Annotated in this window: 15 protein-coding genes; 6 read left to right on the plus strand and 9 right to left on the minus strand. The window is 43.0% G+C overall.

Annotation, left to right across the window (positions count from 1 at the left end; all coding sequences use genetic code 11):
• Window positions 1-282 precede the first annotated feature (282 nt).
• The gene (locus F6J99_RS26100; protein WP_070390973.1) at window positions 283-435 is read left to right on the plus strand and encodes a chlorophyll a/b-binding protein; all 153 of its coding nucleotides are present in this window, start codon (window positions 283-285) and stop codon (window positions 433-435) included.
• 423 nt (window positions 436-858) lie between these two features.
• Here F6J99_RS26100 and rpoD read toward each other — a convergent pair whose 3' ends face one another.
• Window positions 859-1,980 (minus strand): RNA polymerase sigma factor RpoD, encoded by a 1,122-nt coding sequence (gene rpoD / locus F6J99_RS26105; RefSeq protein WP_070390974.1) that lies wholly within the window; start codon window positions 1,978-1,980, stop codon window positions 859-861.
• Between the two features lie 920 nt (window positions 1,981-2,900).
• On the minus strand, window positions 2,901-3,569 hold the full coding sequence (locus F6J99_RS26110) for a polysaccharide deacetylase family protein (RefSeq protein ID WP_293116686.1): 669 nt from the start codon (window positions 3,567-3,569) through the stop codon (window positions 2,901-2,903).
• A gap of 26 nt (window positions 3,570-3,595) precedes the next feature.
• Here F6J99_RS26110 and F6J99_RS26115 point away from each other — a divergent pair, with 26 nt between their 5' ends.
• Complete coding sequence (locus tag F6J99_RS26115; RefSeq protein ID WP_293116689.1) at window positions 3,596-4,144, plus strand: hypothetical protein; 549 nt, start codon at window positions 3,596-3,598, stop codon at window positions 4,142-4,144.
• A 93-nt stretch (window positions 4,145-4,237) separates the two neighbouring features.
• On the opposite strand, the gene F6J99_RS26120 is transcribed toward F6J99_RS26115, so the two are convergent.
• Window positions 4,238-4,759 (minus strand): DUF4330 domain-containing protein, encoded by a 522-nt coding sequence (locus F6J99_RS26120; RefSeq protein ID WP_293116692.1) that lies wholly within the window; start codon window positions 4,757-4,759, stop codon window positions 4,238-4,240.
• Window positions 4,760-5,175: 416 nt separating this feature from the next.
• On the opposite strand from F6J99_RS26120, the gene F6J99_RS26125 reads away from it, so the two are divergent.
• Entirely contained in the window at window positions 5,176-6,084 is a 909-nt protein-coding gene (locus tag F6J99_RS26125) for a M48 family metallopeptidase (protein ID WP_293116694.1), read from the plus strand.
• A 61-nt stretch (window positions 6,085-6,145) separates the two neighbouring features.
• Here the strand turns inward: F6J99_RS26125 and F6J99_RS26130 are convergent, their stop codons facing one another.
• The gene (locus F6J99_RS26130; protein WP_293116697.1) at window positions 6,146-6,892 is read right to left on the minus strand and encodes a metallophosphoesterase family protein; all 747 of its coding nucleotides are present in this window, start codon (window positions 6,890-6,892) and stop codon (window positions 6,146-6,148) included.
• 579 nt (window positions 6,893-7,471) lie between these two features.
• Between F6J99_RS26130 and miaE the strand changes: the two genes are divergently transcribed.
• Window positions 7,472-8,071, plus strand: coding sequence for a tRNA isopentenyl-2-thiomethyl-A-37 hydroxylase MiaE (gene miaE, locus F6J99_RS26135; RefSeq protein WP_293116700.1), 600 nt, complete (start codon window positions 7,472-7,474; stop codon window positions 8,069-8,071).
• Between the two features lie 120 nt (window positions 8,072-8,191).
• Here miaE and F6J99_RS26140 read toward each other — a convergent pair whose 3' ends face one another.
• Window positions 8,192-8,845 carry an HAD family hydrolase gene (locus tag F6J99_RS26140; RefSeq protein ID WP_293116703.1) on the minus strand — a complete coding sequence of 218 codons (654 nt, stop codon included), beginning with the start codon at window positions 8,843-8,845 and terminating at the stop codon, window positions 8,192-8,194.
• 71 nt (window positions 8,846-8,916) lie between these two features.
• Window positions 8,917-10,113, minus strand: coding sequence for an NAD(P)/FAD-dependent oxidoreductase (locus F6J99_RS26145; protein ID WP_293116705.1), 1,197 nt, complete (start codon window positions 10,111-10,113; stop codon window positions 8,917-8,919).
• 131 nt (window positions 10,114-10,244) lie between these two features.
• Between F6J99_RS26145 and F6J99_RS26150 the strand changes: the two genes are divergently transcribed.
• Both F6J99_RS26150 and F6J99_RS26155 read left to right on the plus strand, forming a co-directional pair.
• Entirely contained in the window at window positions 10,245-10,394 is a 150-nt protein-coding gene (locus F6J99_RS26150) for a hypothetical protein (protein ID WP_293116708.1), read from the plus strand.
• A 97-nt stretch (window positions 10,395-10,491) separates the two neighbouring features.
• Entirely contained in the window at window positions 10,492-11,136 is a 645-nt protein-coding gene (locus F6J99_RS26155; protein ID WP_293116711.1) for a sporulation/spore germination protein, read from the plus strand.
• A 446-nt stretch (window positions 11,137-11,582) separates the two neighbouring features.
• Here F6J99_RS26155 and F6J99_RS26160 read toward each other — a convergent pair whose 3' ends face one another.
• The 3 genes from F6J99_RS26160 to F6J99_RS26170 form a co-directional block, all read right to left on the minus strand.
• Window positions 11,583-12,428 carry a DUF4388 domain-containing protein gene (locus F6J99_RS26160; protein ID WP_293116713.1) on the minus strand — a complete coding sequence of 282 codons (846 nt, stop codon included), beginning with the start codon at window positions 12,426-12,428 and terminating at the stop codon, window positions 11,583-11,585.
• 752 nt (window positions 12,429-13,180) lie between these two features.
• Complete coding sequence (locus F6J99_RS26165) at window positions 13,181-13,939, minus strand: DUF4388 domain-containing protein (RefSeq protein WP_293116715.1); 759 nt, start codon at window positions 13,937-13,939, stop codon at window positions 13,181-13,183.
• Window positions 13,940-15,229: 1,290 nt separating this feature from the next.
• A partial coding sequence (locus tag F6J99_RS26170; RefSeq protein WP_293116717.1) for a response regulator occupies window positions 15,230-17,646 on the minus strand: 2,417 nt, incomplete at its 5' end.

A 17,646-nucleotide genomic window follows, 5' to 3' on the forward strand; every position in this document is an offset into this window, starting at 1 on the left:
AGAGGAGGTTGTTTGCCACCGAGAGCATGGACAGGGTTGGCAAAATTTATCCAAGCTAGCAAAACGATAAAGCTAGCCAACAGACTGCTGAGAAATGCGCGACGAGAGATCATGATCAAAACAGAAAATTATACTTTACATAAGTTTACATGATTGATCAACTAAGACTTTATACACAATTCATCCCGCTTGCCTATGCAGATAATTGACATTTAGCCAATAATTTGTTACATTTTTTAATATAAACGGGCTACACAGAGTAAATTAGCGGAGCAAAGAACAATGTCCAATCAAGAGTCTAACGAAGCCAAGTTCGGTTTCACCTCTAAAGCAGAAAACTTAAATGGTCGTCTAGCTATGATCGGTTTCATCGCTGCTTTAGTCACAGAATATATTACTGGTCAAGGTGTACTACACTTTTTGGGCTTAATGTAGTTCCCAATAGTTAGTTAAATTTGTCAATCTCAATAAATAGCTGGAGTTCAACACTAGAACTCCAGCTTTCTTATGTGTTTTTAGCTGATTCCATAGTTTGTTCTACGGAATGTCAGCTAAAATATCAAAACGGTGCGACCCCGTAATTTAATTCTTCAAAGGGAAAGCGCACCGGAACTGATTTCTGGATAGGAATTGGGGTAAGGAATGTGATACAATGCCTGTTTGAATACTTATCATGTTTGGTTGATAGCCAAGTGAAAATTGAAAATTAAAAGTTGTTAGGTGTCAATTGACAATTAACATGCATGGCACCAACCGTATTATATGTGATTAACCAGACTTCATAGTGACTCCCTATTCCCCACCCAGTAGATACAGCGATAACAGAAAACCCTGATTGCTATCAAGCAGCAGGGTTTTCTATCGGATATATTCCTTGAGAATGCTATTGCGATTTGGATGGCGTAGTTTGCGAAGGGCTTTAGCTTCAATTTGTCGAATCCGTTCCCGCGTCACGTTAAAGATTTGGCCAATTTCTTCCAAAGTCTTCATCCGTCCATCATCTAATCCATAGCGTAGACGCAGTACGTCACGTTCCCGGGGACTAAGGGTATCAAGGACACTTTCTAGATCTTCCCGGAGTAGATTTTTGGAAACCTGATCTTCTGGGGTTTCACCATCGGCTTCAATAAAGTCTCCCAAGCGAGAGTCTTCTTCTTTACCAATAGGTGTTTCTAAGGAGATGGGAAGTTGAGCTGATTTGGCAATGAATCGCAACTTCTCGATGGTCATTTCCATCCGATCTGCAATTTCCTCTTCTGTGGGCTTGCGACCCATTTCTTGAGAAAGGAGTTTAGTAGTTTTCTTGATCCGCGAGATGGTTTCATAAAGGTGAACGGGTAAGCGGATAGTCCGGGACTGGTCAGCAATAGCACGAGTAATAGCTTGACGAATCCACCAGGTAGCATAGGTGGAAAACTTGTAGCCTTTTTCGTGGTCAAATTTTTCCGCAGCCCGGATTAAACCTAGAGAACCTTCTTGAATCAAGTCTTGGAATGAGAGTCCTCGATTCATGTATTTTTTGGCGATGGAAACCACCAAACGGAGGTTAGACTGCACCATTTTTTCCTTAGCCCGCCGACCGACGTGTAAGCGGTAACGGAAAGCTGGCAGCTCCATATCGACCTCTGTTGCCCATTCCCGATCTCCAGGTTCCCGCTCTAACTCATCAGACAAGCGCTCCCGCACTCGTTCTAATTCCAACAAATCAGCTATTTTACGGGCTAATTCAATTTCTTCATCAGCTCTGAGTAGACGAATCCTGCCAATTTCCTGCAAATAGAGGCGAATTGAATCTTCTGTATAGTGCTTCTTTTTGCTTTGGGTTCGGCGACGGTTAGATCGCCCCTTACCAGGCTTAGTATTCTCCTCATCCGGTTGAGCGTCCACCAAATCATCTCGGTTCACGTCATCCTCAATCAAGACTTCTAAATCGCTCTGAGGTTGAGCGATTGTTGCGAGTAATTCATTTGCCTGGGTCATGTTTTTTCCTCATGCTCCTTCAGTTTCAGACCAGTAGATGATGTCCGTTGATCTACTTAAGATAGCTTAGTCAGTGAGAACCTTGTTTGTTGCACCCTATGGTGGGTCGAATCGCTTCAGCCGTAGGAATTAGATCGACTCTATTTCCTTGGACTTAACTTGCAGTGAATCTACTATCCATTTAAGTGTTAATACTGAATTTTGGGAAGACTTTTTGATTGTAGCCTTATTTACAAAATTTTGCTCTAGTGTTTATCTGAAAAATTTAGCTTATTTATCTGGTCAAAAGCTTTGAGAAAGTGTAGCAATAAGTACCCACTTTCCCTTATGCCTAGAATATAGTCACTATTTTAGTACTAATGTTCTATAAAACCCGACAGTTGGACTTCACTACGTTAATTAACTTGTCCTGTATGATAACCATTGACAAGCTCTGGGTCTAGGTAATGATTATTTTGCATTACTCTTGTAACACATAAACCTAGCCAATGTAGTAAGACCCTAAGTGAAAGTACTGCCAAGTAAGTTCATTTAACCAGCTCCTAATTCCCTATTCCTGCGTAACAGAATGGTGAACCAGGGCATCGGAAATACTCCAGAGAAAGACGATCTCAACATTGGGTAGGGGAAGCAACTCTCCTCGTCCGATAGAGCTAGTGGTTGATCATTATTTTAATTTCTAATTTCAATTTTTACGTTTTGCTCATTCTTTTTAAAATTTATCAGATTAGCTGAGCACTACATATAGCGTCAAGCTCGATATTCTACTCTATATGAAGTATATAGAGTAGGTAATTGGACCCGAGTAGTTCACTACAGGAGTTCCGGAGATGGAAAACCGGAAGCGTCTAGCAAAGCAGTTTTTCTAGGAGTTTACGGTGCAGTGAGCGAGAAAACCGTAAGTCAATTAACATGCACTACTAATTTTCCTGCCATAGCTGGTTAATACTAACAAAGTTGTAACCTTGGTGCAATAGCTGAGGAATTAACTCACCCGTAGTTTCAACCACATCTTGTCCTCCATAATAACCATCATGTAAGACGATCACGGAACCGTTTTGAACCTGCTTTAGGACTCGCTCCACGATTATACTGACACCAGGACGTTTCCAGTCTTCTGGGACAACACTCCACATTACTGATCTATAGTTCCACTGGTGCAGTATATTCAAGGTTCGGGGCGTAAATAATCCGTTAGGGGGACGAACATCTTTTACCTTGTCTGGGTGAATCTGACAAGCTTGAGCGATCGCGTCTTGGGTAAGGAGCAAACTCTGCTTAAGGGCATCGCGTTTTAGAAAGGGAAAAGACTGATGGTAATATCCATGGAGTCCCAACCAGTGACCTTGTTGGTAAACATCTCTGGCGACACTGGGGGCTTGGTTTACGCAAACGCCCAACCAGAAAAAACTGGCTCTGACTTGGTAGCGGTCTAAGACTTGCAGTAACTTGGGAGTGTAGTGTGGATGGGGTCCATCATCGAAGGTCAGTGCGATCGCAGGTGAATCCGTTGCTCCTGACCACAGGCAATTGGGAAAGGCAGGTTTGAGAATTTGGTACAGAATAGGGTATAGCGGAGCAAATTGCATTTAGTCGTAAGTTTGGATGGGGTGGAGTGAATTTGACTAGTTTCCATGTCCTACTTGATCGCATGTTGCGGCGTCGCCAGATTATCTTGATGTTGATCGGCTTTTGTGTAGCAGTAGTGCTTAGCAGTTGTAACACTGTGATTATTACTGAGTATGAAGCTACAGCACTTACCACCTTAACCTGGCGAGTTGAGTATTCTATTAATTCAACAACTGATAGAGATCCTGATGTTGAGGAGTTTGCTTCCAAGTCCGTAGTTAACCGCAATGGTGAGAAACCAGAAGGTGCTGTAACAGGACCTGATGACAAGGGGTTATGGTGGCCAGTTGTCCCACCAAAACCAACCATTGATGAGGTAGAACAGCGTCAGCCACTTCATCATAAGCCTAGCAAGCCAGAGCTGTTGCGTACAGTTAAATACGATATCACCTATAAAGAGGGGGCACAGATAGTGACACTACCTACTAACTATGACGTTTACCGGCAAGTTGCTAGAGCCTATCCTTACCGGAAACCTCTAAGGCTTACCCTGGGAATCAATGATGCTTCGGTGCAAAAAGCTGATACTAAGTGAGGTCAACAAATGATGACAATGGCTCCCTTGCGGGTGCGGGATGGTGGGGTGTATGGCATCAATTCTTAGTTCAATTCACCCCATCACTCGTGATTAATTGACTCTGACATTAATCACACTGGCGTTGAAGTTATAATCTCTACCTTCTAACTCTACCGGAGTACCAATTTTAATCTTGCTATTGCCCAGGACTACTCCATCTTTGGTGATTGTTGCTTTACCACCTAAGGTGAGTAACATATTAATCCCATAAAAGCTAGGTCTGGGATCTGGTAGTTCTTTGATAGAGCCATCTGGTTGTGGCACCAGGACACTTCTACGCAGAATTTTGACGGATTTGACGTCAACCTGACCATAGGGTTGCTTACGAATCACAATATTAGTCTTCTTGGTCTCCTCCAACTGATTGACCAACACCTCTGGTTCAAGCAAGCTTAACCCCCGGACAATAACATCTACTTCTACTGGTTTGGTGCTATTGAGTTGGGCAACGGAACCAGACTCACCAGGAAAGAAGAAAATTCCTACAACTACCAACAAAATCACCAAGGCAGCACCGAAGTCGATAATGCTCACCTTGCCAAACAAACGTCCTTTAGAATCCAAAATAGCCATATTGGTTAGGTGTTTTTGTGCAAATTGTATAGTGTAAAGATAACTCCTTAAGGTTCGCTGGCTCTAGGTTGAATGGCTAAGGGGGTTCTAACCTAGTTATAAAGCGCTCCTCTTAAAGCAGGTCGGCTGTTAACTGCTTTTGATGTACCTAATACCTCATAACTAATACCTATAATTAAAGTTATCCATAACTGGTGAGTGAGAATAACAAACACCAGGTTCGTCTGTGGAACATATTACCCTATTTGGGGTTCAACCATAACGAGGAATGTTACTGGTCAGTCATTAGGGAATACAACTATTATTAGATAGTTGACTTATGCTCCTAAAGACAAGGCTCCTCTACAGCAAGTCATGGCTGCAAACCCAAATAGCTAAAATAATCTCTTTTCGATTTAATAATTCATAATTTTGCTATGTTCAGCAATATATTATCGATTTACTTCCGTTATCGACGTCATTTGTTGTATCCGTTAATCAGCATCCTTCTATCCCTGACTCTGGTGGTGGGAACAGCCCAGATCGCCCAAGGGGTTCCCTGGTTAGAGCTGCTATTGCGTGGTATTCAGATTATCCAGTTATCTAATATGTCTGATCAACAGGAAGTCCAAATTGGTCAGCAAATTAATCAGCAACTTGTTGGCAAGCAATTTAAGCTCTATCGCAATCGGGAAATTAATCGCTATGTTGATCAAATTGGTCAGCGACTAGCTAAAAGGAGCGAACGCCCAAATATTAACTATACATTTCAGGTGGTTGATGATGGTAATATTAATGCCTTCGCTACCATGGGAGGATTTGTTTATATTAACACGGGTTTAATCGCAGCAGCAGACAATGAAGCTCAACTGGCAAGTGTGATGGCTCATGAGATTGGTCATATTGTAGGTCGTCATAGTATCCAGCAAATTAAGCAAGCCGCGATCGCTAGAGGTTTAGCAGAAGCGGCTGGAGTTGATAGCAACACGATGGTTAATCTGGGTGTGGAATTAGCACTACGTCGTCCCAACAGTCGTCAGCATGAATTTGAAGCTGATGAACTAGGTATCAAGAACTTAAAACAAGCAGGCTATGCTCCGATAGGATCAGTAGACTTTATGAAAAAACTCCTCAAGCAAAGAGGCTTTATTCCAGGGTTTTTGAGTACTCATCCGTCAACAGCAGACCGAATTGATTCCTTGGAGCAGTCTATCGATTCAAATCGTGCTTATGTTGGTGATGGATTAAACAATCGTGCTTACAAAAACAAAACTCGTGTAGTCCGCAACCAGAAAAAAGCTGCCCTCAAAAGGACAACAGGTCGTGGAGGGCGAGTGCTCAGATAAGCACAGCTAGCTCAAGAGCAGAAAGCTTGCTCAATAGTCTTTTTGTTAACCTATATCACCGTCACGAGGTACTCAACACTTGACGTCGGCATATTTTACTAGGCTCTATCTTGGTCACGGCTTCTTCCAAGGGGAATTGGCGAACATCACCCCGAAAGACGTTAACTTGATAAACAAGATTATTGGTAATGTCTAGACCCGTCATCCAACCACTTTTGGGATGATAAGCACCAGTGTCTATATCTAGCCAACCACAACCTTGGGCTATGGTACCGGGAGCCACTCCTGGTAAGGTAAAAGTCATGGTGTGACCCGTGATGATCAGCTTGTCGAGAAAGTAAGGTTCACGCATGCTGTGAAATTCATCCCGAATCCAACAAAATTGCTCAACGGTTTGCTCCTCGATGGTCATGCGAGGATTAACTCCGGCATGAACTAGCCAGGTATCTCCTAAATCAATGTAGGTTGGCAGTGTTTTTATCCAATCTAGATGATCTTGAGAGACTTTTCCGCCATAGCTGTTGATAGTAGTTTCACCACCACTATAGAGCCAGGCTTGTCGTGTTGAGTTAGGTACTGAATTGTTACCGATAATTTCTAGTAACATCAGCTCATGATTACCTAATAAACAGGGGTGAGCGTTTTGCTTGACAAATTCCACAACCTGAGAACTCATCGGTCCTCGATCAATCAAGTCTCCGAGAAAATAAACGGTGTCGTCACTAGTGGGTGCGATCGCATCCAATAAGGCCATAAGAGGATTATAGTGACCATGAACGTCACCGATAACAATACGACGGTGGGTCATTACTTTACTTATCCAAATTTAATTGCGTTAAATATCAGGTAGACCCCTTCATATAAAATTTAAGGTTAATGGCTTTAGGCATCAGAGTTCTAGGTTAAATGGCTAAGCGGTTTATGACCAGCGTATGAAGCACCCCTCCTCAAGCACAGAGGCTATCAACTGCTTTTGTTGTACCTAATACCTAATACCATGAGCCTCATACCTATTTATAGATTGATGCACCGATTCTTTCAGAGTGGTCTTCCTTTTAAGAGATTTGCTATTCCTGAATAGAGTCGTTAAATGTAATAGTTTGAGGAATAGGCTCAAGTAGTTAGTTTAACTTGTCTTCTAAGTGTCTATGTGTAGTATCTATGTAAATTTATCATGAACTACCCGGATTGGCTACGGGTAAGTCGGGGTTTCCGACACAACTTGTTGCTACAAAATTGGGTCTTGAACCCAGTTTTTGAAGGGATTACACCTGCCCCTTAACAAGACGGGGATTGACACAATTCAGTTAAAATTAATAGCATTGCCTACCGATACCAAAGCCTGTATGCAATGAACCAGGCAACTACTTTGATGTGAGCAAAAAGCGTGTCTTCTTCTGGTCTGCCTTTGATTAATACCCTCAAACAACCTACTAGCCAGGCTTGGATCGAGCAAGCCCTTGCAAACCTTGATGTTATTTTACTTGACCATTCCCATTGTGAACGTAAAGCGGCTGGAGTAGCACTGAATTTAATGTTTCGCTACCCATCCTACAGTAAACTGGTGCGTCAGCTGACAGTCATTGCCCGTGAGGAACTAGAACATTTCGAGCAAGTTAACCAGTGGCTAGAAAGACGTAGCATTCCCTTAGGTCCGCTTTCTTCACCACCCTATGGAGCTGGATTGAAAGCTCAGATTCGCCGAAACGAACCAGAACGGTTGTTGGATTCTTTACTAGTTGCTGGACTGATCGAGGCTCGTTCTCACGAACGTTTGGGATTACTAGCAACTCACTGTTGTGATCCATCTTTAGCAAAATTTTATCGTAGCTTGATGGCATCTGAGGCTCGTCACTATGGTGTTTACTGGGTACTGGCTGATACCTATTTTGAGCGAGTACTGGTAGCTCAGCGGTTGGATGAGTTAGCAGTTAAAGAAAGTGAGTTGCTGGTTACCCTTTACCCAGAACCAAGAATTCACAGTTAACAGCCAGTCTCTTCAAAGAAGCAGTCACACAATACCAGAGCAGTGGGTATCAACCAGGAACTGTTGTGGAAAACAATTGGTGCGTTCGCGTAGCAGCGACCTAGGAGCATCGCGTAATGGTTAAGTCATTGGTTTGCGCTTGATCAAAAATGCTCTCAAGCCAGCTCCCTGAGCACCTTGATAGTCTTGTTGAAAACTATCACCAATATGAAAAGCCTCCTGAGCACTACAGTGATGTTTTTCTAAAGCAGCAGCAAAAATCTGTGGATCAGGCTTAGCAAAGCCAGTTTGGGTCGAAATTGTGATGGAGGAGAAAAATTCTTCTAATTTTAGGGCTTTTAAGACAAGATGAAGACGGGAATCAAAATTTGATACCACACCCAACTCAATACCAATATGCTGCCATGCTTTCAGAGCTGGGATAACATCCGGATAAATTAACCAAGGTTGACCAGTGGCAAAGTGGGCATAGAGTTCGTCAAAAAAATCAATGAAATCGGTGAACTGGTCAAGTACACCAACTTGTTCAAAGGTGCGGGAGGCAATCACCCACCACCATTCAAATTCTCGCTGGGGAATTTCTTCAGGATCTGTTTCTGGAAAAACCGCTGGTTCTGCTGAGGCGAAGGCTTTGACAAAGGCTTTGTCCAAAGCTGAAGCAGGTACTGTAACCCCAAATTGATTAGCGATCGCACTATAAACTTCCCCTACACTCCCTTTAACACCAAATAGAGTACCGACAGCATCTAGAAAAATTACTCGCGGTTTTTCCATGGTTAATGGTTAATTGTTAATGGTTAATTGTTCATTTAATTTCAATTTTCCATTTTCCTGTATGTATGTCTTTATGTTCCAGACAGCAGATCAGTTAATGGTCGAGTCATCCAGTTCATGCCAACTTTCAGTTGGTGCTCTATAGTTGGCATCCGATAAAGATAGGCAAGTCGGCGCACTATGTGGGCTAAAGGACCATCCAGCTTCACACCTAAACCAGTAAGAGTTGCATTGTCTTTCCCCAAAGTCATCATCTCTCCCAACTGCTGGTAACGGAAGGGCAGCAGGGGACGCCCAGTTAAAGAAGCCCAGACATTCCAACCCACATAATCGGCTTGCTGAAAAGCGGATTGAGCTGTATTGGGAACTGGTTGATTATCAGCATCTTGGCAATCGGCTAGATCACCTAGGGCAAAAATTTCGGGATGGTCAACCACTTGTAACCTTTGGCTGGTGATCAGCTGACCACGGTGGTTTTGTTTGAGCGGAAGCGATCGCACAACTGGTGTGACTCTTGTCCCTACTGTCCACAGCACCAAATCTACCGGAATAGTATCCACCTGTCCTTTATACAACAGAGAAATGGTTTCAGGTCCAATGGACTCAACACTGGTTTCCAAATCAATCCAGACCTTCTGTTCATTCAAAGCTTTGCGTGCTGCTTCCCGGTTAAAGTCCGTTGATGTTCTTAGAATCACATCACCGAGTTCAATCAACCGCAACCTTCCGCGCTCTCCCAACCGTTCTGCTAGATGGCAAGCTAGTTCCACACCAGAGTAACCTGCACCAACTATAGCGATCCGGATTTTATCTGTATCGGATTCTTCCAAAATCCGTAACCGTTCTTCCAGGTGATAGGCATCAGTAATAGTTCGGAACGGGATAGCATACTCAGCCACCCCAGGCACCTGCTCTAGAGGGGTTTCTCCACCTAGGGCTAACACCAGGCGATCATACTGAAATTCCGCTCCAGTCTGTAGCTGTACCTGCTGCTGTTCTACATCAATGCCTGCTACCGCTGCCTGAGTAAACCGTACACCTGTGTTTGCTAACAATTCTTCATAGGGTGGAGCAATTTCCCAGGTTTGTAGTTCACTAGTGATCAGTTCATACAACAGCGGTGAAAATAAGAACCGATCATTTTGATCAACCAAGACAATTTCTGGTTGTTGGGGCTTTTCCCAAGGCAGCTGGCTTAAGCGTAGGGCTGTATAGAGACCCCCAAAGCCTCCACCGAGAATGCAGATTCGGGCTGGTTGTTTAGTCATGGTTGATTGAATCGGGGATGTCCTCCACGGGGGAACTTCTTTTAGCATAGCAAGGCGATTACAACAGGATAGCTGGGTTTAGCCTCCCCCACAGTTAATACCCATTCTTCAACGTAAGACTACAGATGCAGATGGAGAGATCGGGAGTGTTGCGAGTGTCACGAGTGTTGCGAATGTCGGTAGATGGCAAGATTAAATTGATCTATAGCCCTAATGCGCCAGAATTGGGATATAAGCGTGAAAATGATTTCAATTTTTATTTTCTAGTTTCTATTTTTTAACTGTTTTATCCTGATCAACCACACTTTGCCTTGAATATTGATTGATGTAACTGTTGCTTTAGACAACAGCTAGAAGCATTGTTTTGAGCGAAGCCAAATGAAAAGTTTTCAACACTATCTAGCTCCTGTTGCGATTGCAGCAATTGTCGTTGGTTTCAGTAGCTATGGTTTGGTGAGTGATAACAATCCTGGTTCCCAGAAAACTCCTGTAGGGAATCTATCTGCTCAACCAGCCACCGAGGCTAGCTCTACCACTGGTGTAGCACCCTCTAATACTACTCTACCTAAGATTACTGTACCTACGGAAGAAACTCAACCAGGAACCAAGGTTGGTAAGGTCGCGCTTAAGGCTACAGTCAGCCAAGGTAATAATAATAGCAATCGAGCTAACGGAGTAATTCTTAATGTCTATCGGGCTGACAGTCAGTGTCAGTCTCTGGTATCTGAACAGGTAGCTGTACCAGTAGGAAATCCAGTAAATACAGTTATAGGAAAAGTTTTAGAGACTGGTAACTCCAGTGACTTTAATGTATCGGGATACCGCGTGAAGGTCAATGCCAATACTGGTGTGGCTACCGTCGATTTGCGCCTATCACCAGATTCCCAGCGGCAGTTTGTCTCCCTCTCCACTTGTGAGCAATTTGCCCTTTTCGGTAGTTTGCGTAAAACTCTTACTGCTAACTCTGAGTTAAATATTAAAGATGTTCGATTCACAGAACAAGGAGAAGATATTTATATTTGAACTGTTAGATAAAACTTACACAAAACGTCAGTTTGTGATGCTTTCAGAGGCAAACCCCATGTAAATTCCAAAAGCCTGATCCAGTAAGGATGGTTCTTCAGTACCTGCTATGCTAAATTTCAAGTTAAAAAACTCAAAAAGCTTACTGTTTAAGGGTTAGGAGGCTATTTAACTAACAAAATTTTCTAAATACGGTCTTTTTTCACTGCTCCGAAGTCCCTGCTCCCTGCTCCCTTTGCCAAACTGTTAATTTAGCATAACAAGTACGGAAGAGCCGTAAGGATTTAATCAATTGATAAAAACCAGGACTTGATTCTCTTGGTGGGCGTTCACGCTTGTGGGGAAACCCGACCGGGGTCGCACTGTCGCTCTTCATCCTTACTCCGCCAGCATGTACAAAAATAAGATGGGTTTGCCCTGCCCTGTGTGCTCATCCAACGCCGAAGCTACTGCTTTCGGACGTGGGATGAATTGCGGCGGAAGCTAAGGAATGGATATTTTTGTTTGTCGAGAGCAATTGGGTTTTGTCGAGATTTGTCCAAGTTTTGATGAGAAGTATCCTTCAACAAAGGTCTTGCTTGTGCAAGACCCACTGTGATTAGCCTAAACGCAATCTGCCGTACTTGTGCTACTGGTAGTTTCAGCTGCTTTGCGATCGCTTTGAGAGAAACTTTGCCTGTTGTATAATTCCACACTTTGCATTCTAAAACGTTGAGTCGATAATGGGATTGGGGTGGATCGCAGATGGTACTGACTAAACCCCAATCAGGGTCAGGCAATTGCTCAGCCAAAGCCTCCCAGTGCTGCAGTTCCCTTAACCCGATCAATGTTGCTTCTGTTGCCGGTATACTTAAACCGGTCATTTCCAAAGTTGGAATCGGCACGTTCTGCTCGAATTTAAATCGACCATCTTTCAGTTCAAACAAAGGACACACTTGCCGTTGTATTTGAATCTGAAACAACCATTTTAGTTGTGCAGTTTGTAAAATACCTTGACTTTGGAGGTATAAACCCAGTGGCTGATTGGGAGTACATGACTGAGCGAGTTTATTGACTATACTGTGTTTAACCCACTGATGTTGAGCAATCAGGACAATTAAACCCTGATGGTCTAATCGATTAGCTGCTGCCACAATCCGACCCTGATACACCCAAATGTGATGAACTGGTCGCCGGTATCCAGAAACTCTGGGTAAGGCAGTAATTCTCAGCCAACCAGTTTTCTTTCCTTTCTCTAAAAACTGAAAAAGTTCTGGCAAGTATAAGTCGCTTAGGTAACCATTAAGGGACATGTCGGGTAATTAAAACCAAGAGAGCACCTTGAGAGTGTCAACTATGAGTGACAATAAATTATATAGTGTTAGATGGTTTGTGCGGCAAAATCCAAGTTTTAGCTCAACCGCGATCAGCCCCACGTGTCACCCTGGGCTTTGGCTTTTGTTTACTAAAGCCGAGAGTCCTTAGGATAAGGATAAGAAATAGGTTAGGCTTGGTGCGGGCTTTCAAGGTAGGGAAGCAACCTTTGAGCACTCAGCCCCTCATCAATCCCAGACAAAGGTTGTTTTTTTGATCGGAGCAAAGATGTTGTACTATAATAGTATGGGTTTGACCATTTGGACAAAGAGCTAAGTTGGAATTAGATAAATCCAATCCTGGATTGAGGCTAGATTATAATAGTTGTTTTCAATACTTGGAAACATACCTCAAAAAGCAGGAGCTGTTGAGTTTAAATAGAACTCTTCCTCTACGTCTGAACTCCTTTCTTATCGAGATAAGTTCCAAAGAAATGATTTTAGTATTCAAGACTAGTTTGATATTGCAGTATTCAAGACTAGTTTGATTGAGATTTTCAGCTTTGGATTAACGATGAGATCAACTGAGCAATCAACCAAAGCGCCAGCAATTCCGGATATGTTCCCAACTTTAAAACGCGCTATGAGGGAATACATTTGTGCTTACCTCCACAATTAATAGTACCTTTAAGTAATACTTTAAGGAAGTTTTGTTCCCGTTTAAAAATAAATCATAATACCACACTTTAGCCTCATGTCAATCTAGATATATCACATAAGTTGCTAACTAATAAGGGAACTTCTTCTACTAAACCTATTGTGATTAGTCTAAAAGCAACTTGTTGGACTTTTTCTACTGGTATTCTCAGTTGCCTTGCAATTCTTTTGAGAGAAACATTGCCATTGGTGTACTCCCAAACTTGCCACTCTATAGAGTCCAAACTGTATTTAGGTTGACCACCGTTGATAGTGACCAAACCGCCATTCGGATCAGGTAATTTATCTACCAGAGCTTCCCAGTTGCGAAGCGATCGCAATCCTTTCAACATAGCTATTTTTGTTGGCATACTCAAACCCGTCATTTCTCGTGTTGGTATGGGTACATTCTGTTCAAAGTTAAACTGACCATCTCGGAGCTGAAACAAAGCACAAACATGCTGTATAATTTGCATTCGAAATAGCTGTTTTAATTGGTCACCCTGTAAAGCACCCTGAGTTTTTAGGCATAAACCCAGAGGTTTATCTATGGCACACAGCTGAGCTAACTTAGCAATTACGCGTTCGCTAACCCCGCAGTGTTTAACAATCAGCGATACCAAACCTTGATTGTCTAACCGATCTGCAGCTGCCACCAGGTGACCCTGATACACCCAAATATAATGAGTTCTCCTAGGGGTTACTTGGTTTCTTGGCAAGGGAAGCAACCTTAGCAAACCAGTTTTTTGTCCCTGGGCGATAAACTGAAACACTTCTGGTAGGGAAATATCGGTTAAATGGCCTGTAACAGACATAATTGTTAATTTGCTTCATACTAAAGGGTTAGCGGAAATTACTAATTTATAATATATTAAGATTTGTTAAAAAAACACCTGAAAATAGTTTTTCAAAGTCAACGTCAACGTCCTATGAGCTGAGTGGCTTGTTAATTTGAAATTAAATCCCATATCAATTGATTAACCATATTGAGAGAAACAATAATTGGTAGCAGTTTCCGAAAGGTCAGACCGATATAACCATGAGGGGTCTGACCCATCGATTGATTAGGCACTAGCGATGTTAAGGCTGGTAAAAAAGTTTCCTAGAACGCTTCTACCTTAAGATCTGGAATACCAAAATTATTGCTATGGGCAGATAAATTTTCCAAGAAATTTTATATTTAACAAGCGAGGGGAAAAGCAAATTCATAGGCTATAAACGGTTCTATACCCTGTTTTATACCCTATTAGTCAGGCTTAATTTTTTAGTGAGACTCTGATCAGTAATTGCTTACTAGGGTTGGATCAAAATCTTTCAACTGACGCGCTCGCCAATAGGCTCTGGATCAACAACCTACTTTACCCTTCATCGAAGGGCTATACTTAATGGCAAAGGCTAGTCTAGCCAAAGGCGGCTCCTAAAGAGCAATTACCACCGCGCTCGAGGGCGAGAATGGCTTACCTTAAGGGCATATCTGTACGAGAATCCATTCAGGGTAAGCTCTACAAACTCTATGGGTTGCAACCTATTTTTTTGAGATTAGATTAGATGCCCCATTCAGACAGCCCACAACAATCAATCTCTTGGTGAGCGTTCACGCTAAGCTTTTTCAAAGCGTGGAGCCGCAACACAAAACCACCATTCCCTGACTCACCATCCAATATTCGGATTAGAAACAAAGCAACGTTCGCGTAGCGTGACCTACGGTCAAAGGTTTGCGAGTTAGCTCAATAAACGTCGATTCCGTTCGCGTAGCGTGACCTAAGGTCAACGGAAAGTCTGCACTTTCGCTCTTGAGAACTATTGTCGGATTCGACTAAATAAGCTTTACACCCTAATGAGGTCTTAAAAATGACCTATGCTTGATGGCTACTCTCAAGCTTTATACTTTTGAGCCTAACTCCAAATGAAAGATCAATATCTTTGAATCGATAATCTTTAAACTATCTTTATATTATCCCCAATTGTGAAATAGTCGAGTAAGTTGTGAATAAAATGTGAATGTATCGGTTCCATTTTTCACCTCCTACCTGGTAACAATTGGGTTTAATAGATCACGCATCAGGTTGGTTTAAGGCAGAGAACGCTTTACTCATGAAAAAGTACTACTGAGTGAAGTTTCCAGCTAGGGATTGAGCTGGGAATACACAATCTTGACCAGTGGCTTGGGCTCGCTCAATAGCCTCATCAGCGGCTCGATAGAGGCTTTCGATGTCTGTGCCATCCCCAGGGTACTCTGCCACCCCAGCACTAAATGTTACCTGCACTAGCTCACAGTCATGAAATTCTTCACTAACAGTCTCCAAAATTTCTTGGAGCCTTCTGACCCCAGCCTGTCGATTGAGACCATACATCCCGATGAAAAACTCCTTACCTCCCCAGCGGGCCACTATATCGTGACTGCGAAACTTTTGCCGCAAGATTTGTCCTAACCGCTTCAGAATTCTATCTCCCATCACATGACCATATTGCTCATTCACCTGCTTTAAGTTGTTTAAATCCAATAAGGCATAGCAAAGAGGTTGATGGTAGCGTTGGGATAAGTGCAGTAATCGGTTGAATTCTATGGTAGATTGACGACGATTAGCCACACCAGTTAATTGGTCAGTTTCTCCTAAACTACGGAGCAGTTTGGTACGCTCTAGACGATGGAAAACACGGGTGACTAACTCGGATTTCGTTATCGGTTTAAAGATATAGTCATCAGCTCCAGCTTGATAAATGCGGTGAATTGTTTCAGAGTCTTGGTGTTCACAAAGCAATAGGATAGGTAATCCATGCCAGATGCGATCATTGCGCACAACTTGGCACAGTTCAATCCCATTGAATTGGGGCATGTCTAAATCCAAGATCAGTAGATCAGGTGCTGTCCCTTCGAGCTCTTCCCAAAATTGATCGGGTTCTTCTAAGGTAATAATCTGCACTCCTAAAGGTTGTAGGAAGTGTCGTATACTTTCCAGCACTAGGGGATCATCGTCTACTGCCAGCACTTTGGCGGTGGAAGGTCTGTCTTGATTTAAAACATCTTCAACGGTTTCTAGTAACTGTATTGGGGTAACGGGTTTGGATAAAAACGCCCGTCCTCCCTGACGAGCAACCTCAACGCGATCTCTAAACCGATTTTGCTGTGTAGAAACGATTACTGGGATTTGAGGGTATTGGTTCTGGAAATATTTGAGGAGTGCGATTCCGTCCTCTCGATAATTGGGAAACATCAAGTCCAGTAGCACAACATCAGGTATTTCTTGATCCATGACAACTCTGGCTTGCCTGGGATCTAGGACAACTTTTACTTGCATATCCCAATTCACTGCTTCTCTTTCCAACTGTTGTGTCAGTTGCACGTCTCCATCGATAACTAAAATCAATGGAAGCTTTTTTGGTAATTGGTCCGGTGCCAGGGGTTGTGATCTATTATCCTCGGTTAGTTCAGGCTCTTTTAAGACAGTAATGGTTGAATTATCTTCCAACTCACTACTGACATCACCAGAGCATGCTGATGGAGGTTGCTGGAGTTCTTCAGACAGAAGTGCTAGCAAAGATGCCAGATTTTGAATATTAGTTGGGGAGCTTAGTTGCTGTAATTGAGGACTAGGTAATTCTATTTGGTTGTCATAGTTCCTGCGTCTTGACCGATATCTCCGTTTACCGGAGTTCCTTGTCTTGGTTATACTGACTTCCTGTAGCCAGTACTCAATAGTTTGGGCTAGCCGTGATCCTTCCACTAAGCCAAACTTATCTAAAGCTCTCACCAGCTTGTGGACTTGCTGCTGGGCTTGTTTTCGCAGCTCCTCAGTAAGATGTCCGGCTTCGAGAGCATTAACCGCCTGTTCTACAGTGGCAAACTGACGCCAGATGGTTCCTTTAGAACGTTCCCAAGGCTGATTGAACCTTGTTGGGGTTGGTTTGAGTTTCTTTATCTTGCTCCTCGGTAAGCTCTTGAGGCGATAGCCCATACCATAGACAGTTTCAATCACATCATCAGCTTCAACACTCTTGAGCTTGCGCCTTAACCCCTTAACATGTGCCCTAACTGTTTCTGGTGAAGGAGGGTCTTCAAATGACCACAGATGTTCGAGAATGATACTCTGACTAAATACTCGGCGCGGATGGCTCAGGAATAGTTCTAGAAGACCGTATTCCTTTGGTGAGAGATGGAGCAGTTGCCCTTTATAAGTTACTTCACAGGTACTCGGGTCTAGGCAAACATCACCCCATTCCAGTAGCCTTAATCCAGAAACACTGTGGTGACGCAGTAATGTCCTAATCCGAGTCAACAGATCCTTGGCTGTAAAGGGTTTAACAATATAATCATCAGCTTCAGCATTAAGCTTGACTTGCTCAGCAATAGCTGCTTGAGAAAGCAACAGCAAAATCCCTCTATCATAGCTTGCCTGCCGTAGTCGCTTACACAAGCTGATACCATCGAGCTTGGGTAAATCCACTTCCAGCACAATCAGGTCATAGGTAAAGGCTTGAGCATACTCCCAACCCTCTTCCCCATCTCCAGCAATATTTACAA

The organism is Moorena sp. SIO4G3, from assembly GCF_010692305.1.
GTDB lineage: Bacteria > Cyanobacteriota > Cyanobacteriia > Cyanobacteriales > Coleofasciculaceae > Moorena > Moorena producens_A.

Excerpts from the sequence above, each read along its gene's own strand:
- F6J99_RS26100 (WP_070390973.1), top strand. The coding sequence starts at position 283 with ATGTCCAATCAAGAGTCTAACGAAGCCAAGTTCGGTTTCACCTCTAAA.
- rpoD (WP_070390974.1), bottom strand. The coding sequence starts at position 1,980 with ATGACCCAGGCAAATGAATTACTCGCAACAATCGCTCAACCTCAGAGC.
- F6J99_RS26110 (WP_293116686.1), bottom strand. The coding sequence starts at position 3,569 with ATGCAATTTGCTCCGCTATACCCTATTCTGTACCAAATTCTCAAACCT.
- F6J99_RS26120 (WP_293116692.1), bottom strand. The coding sequence starts at position 4,759 with ATGGCTATTTTGGATTCTAAAGGACGTTTGTTTGGCAAGGTGAGCATT.
- F6J99_RS26125 (WP_293116694.1), top strand. The coding sequence starts at position 5,176 with ATGTTCAGCAATATATTATCGATTTACTTCCGTTATCGACGTCATTTG.
- F6J99_RS26130 (WP_293116697.1), bottom strand. The coding sequence starts at position 6,892 with ATGACCCACCGTCGTATTGTTATCGGTGACGTTCATGGTCACTATAAT.
- F6J99_RS26140 (WP_293116703.1), bottom strand. The coding sequence starts at position 8,845 with ATGGAAAAACCGCGAGTAATTTTTCTAGATGCTGTCGGTACTCTATTT.
- F6J99_RS26145 (WP_293116705.1), bottom strand. The coding sequence starts at position 10,113 with ATGACTAAACAACCAGCCCGAATCTGCATTCTCGGTGGAGGCTTTGGG.
- F6J99_RS26150 (WP_293116708.1), top strand. The coding sequence starts at position 10,245 with ATGGAGAGATCGGGAGTGTTGCGAGTGTCACGAGTGTTGCGAATGTCG.
- F6J99_RS26155 (WP_293116711.1), top strand. The coding sequence starts at position 10,492 with ATGAAAAGTTTTCAACACTATCTAGCTCCTGTTGCGATTGCAGCAATT.
- F6J99_RS26160 (WP_293116713.1), bottom strand. The coding sequence starts at position 12,428 with ATGTCCCTTAATGGTTACCTAAGCGACTTATACTTGCCAGAACTTTTT.
- F6J99_RS26165 (WP_293116715.1), bottom strand. The coding sequence starts at position 13,939 with ATGTCTGTTACAGGCCATTTAACCGATATTTCCCTACCAGAAGTGTTT.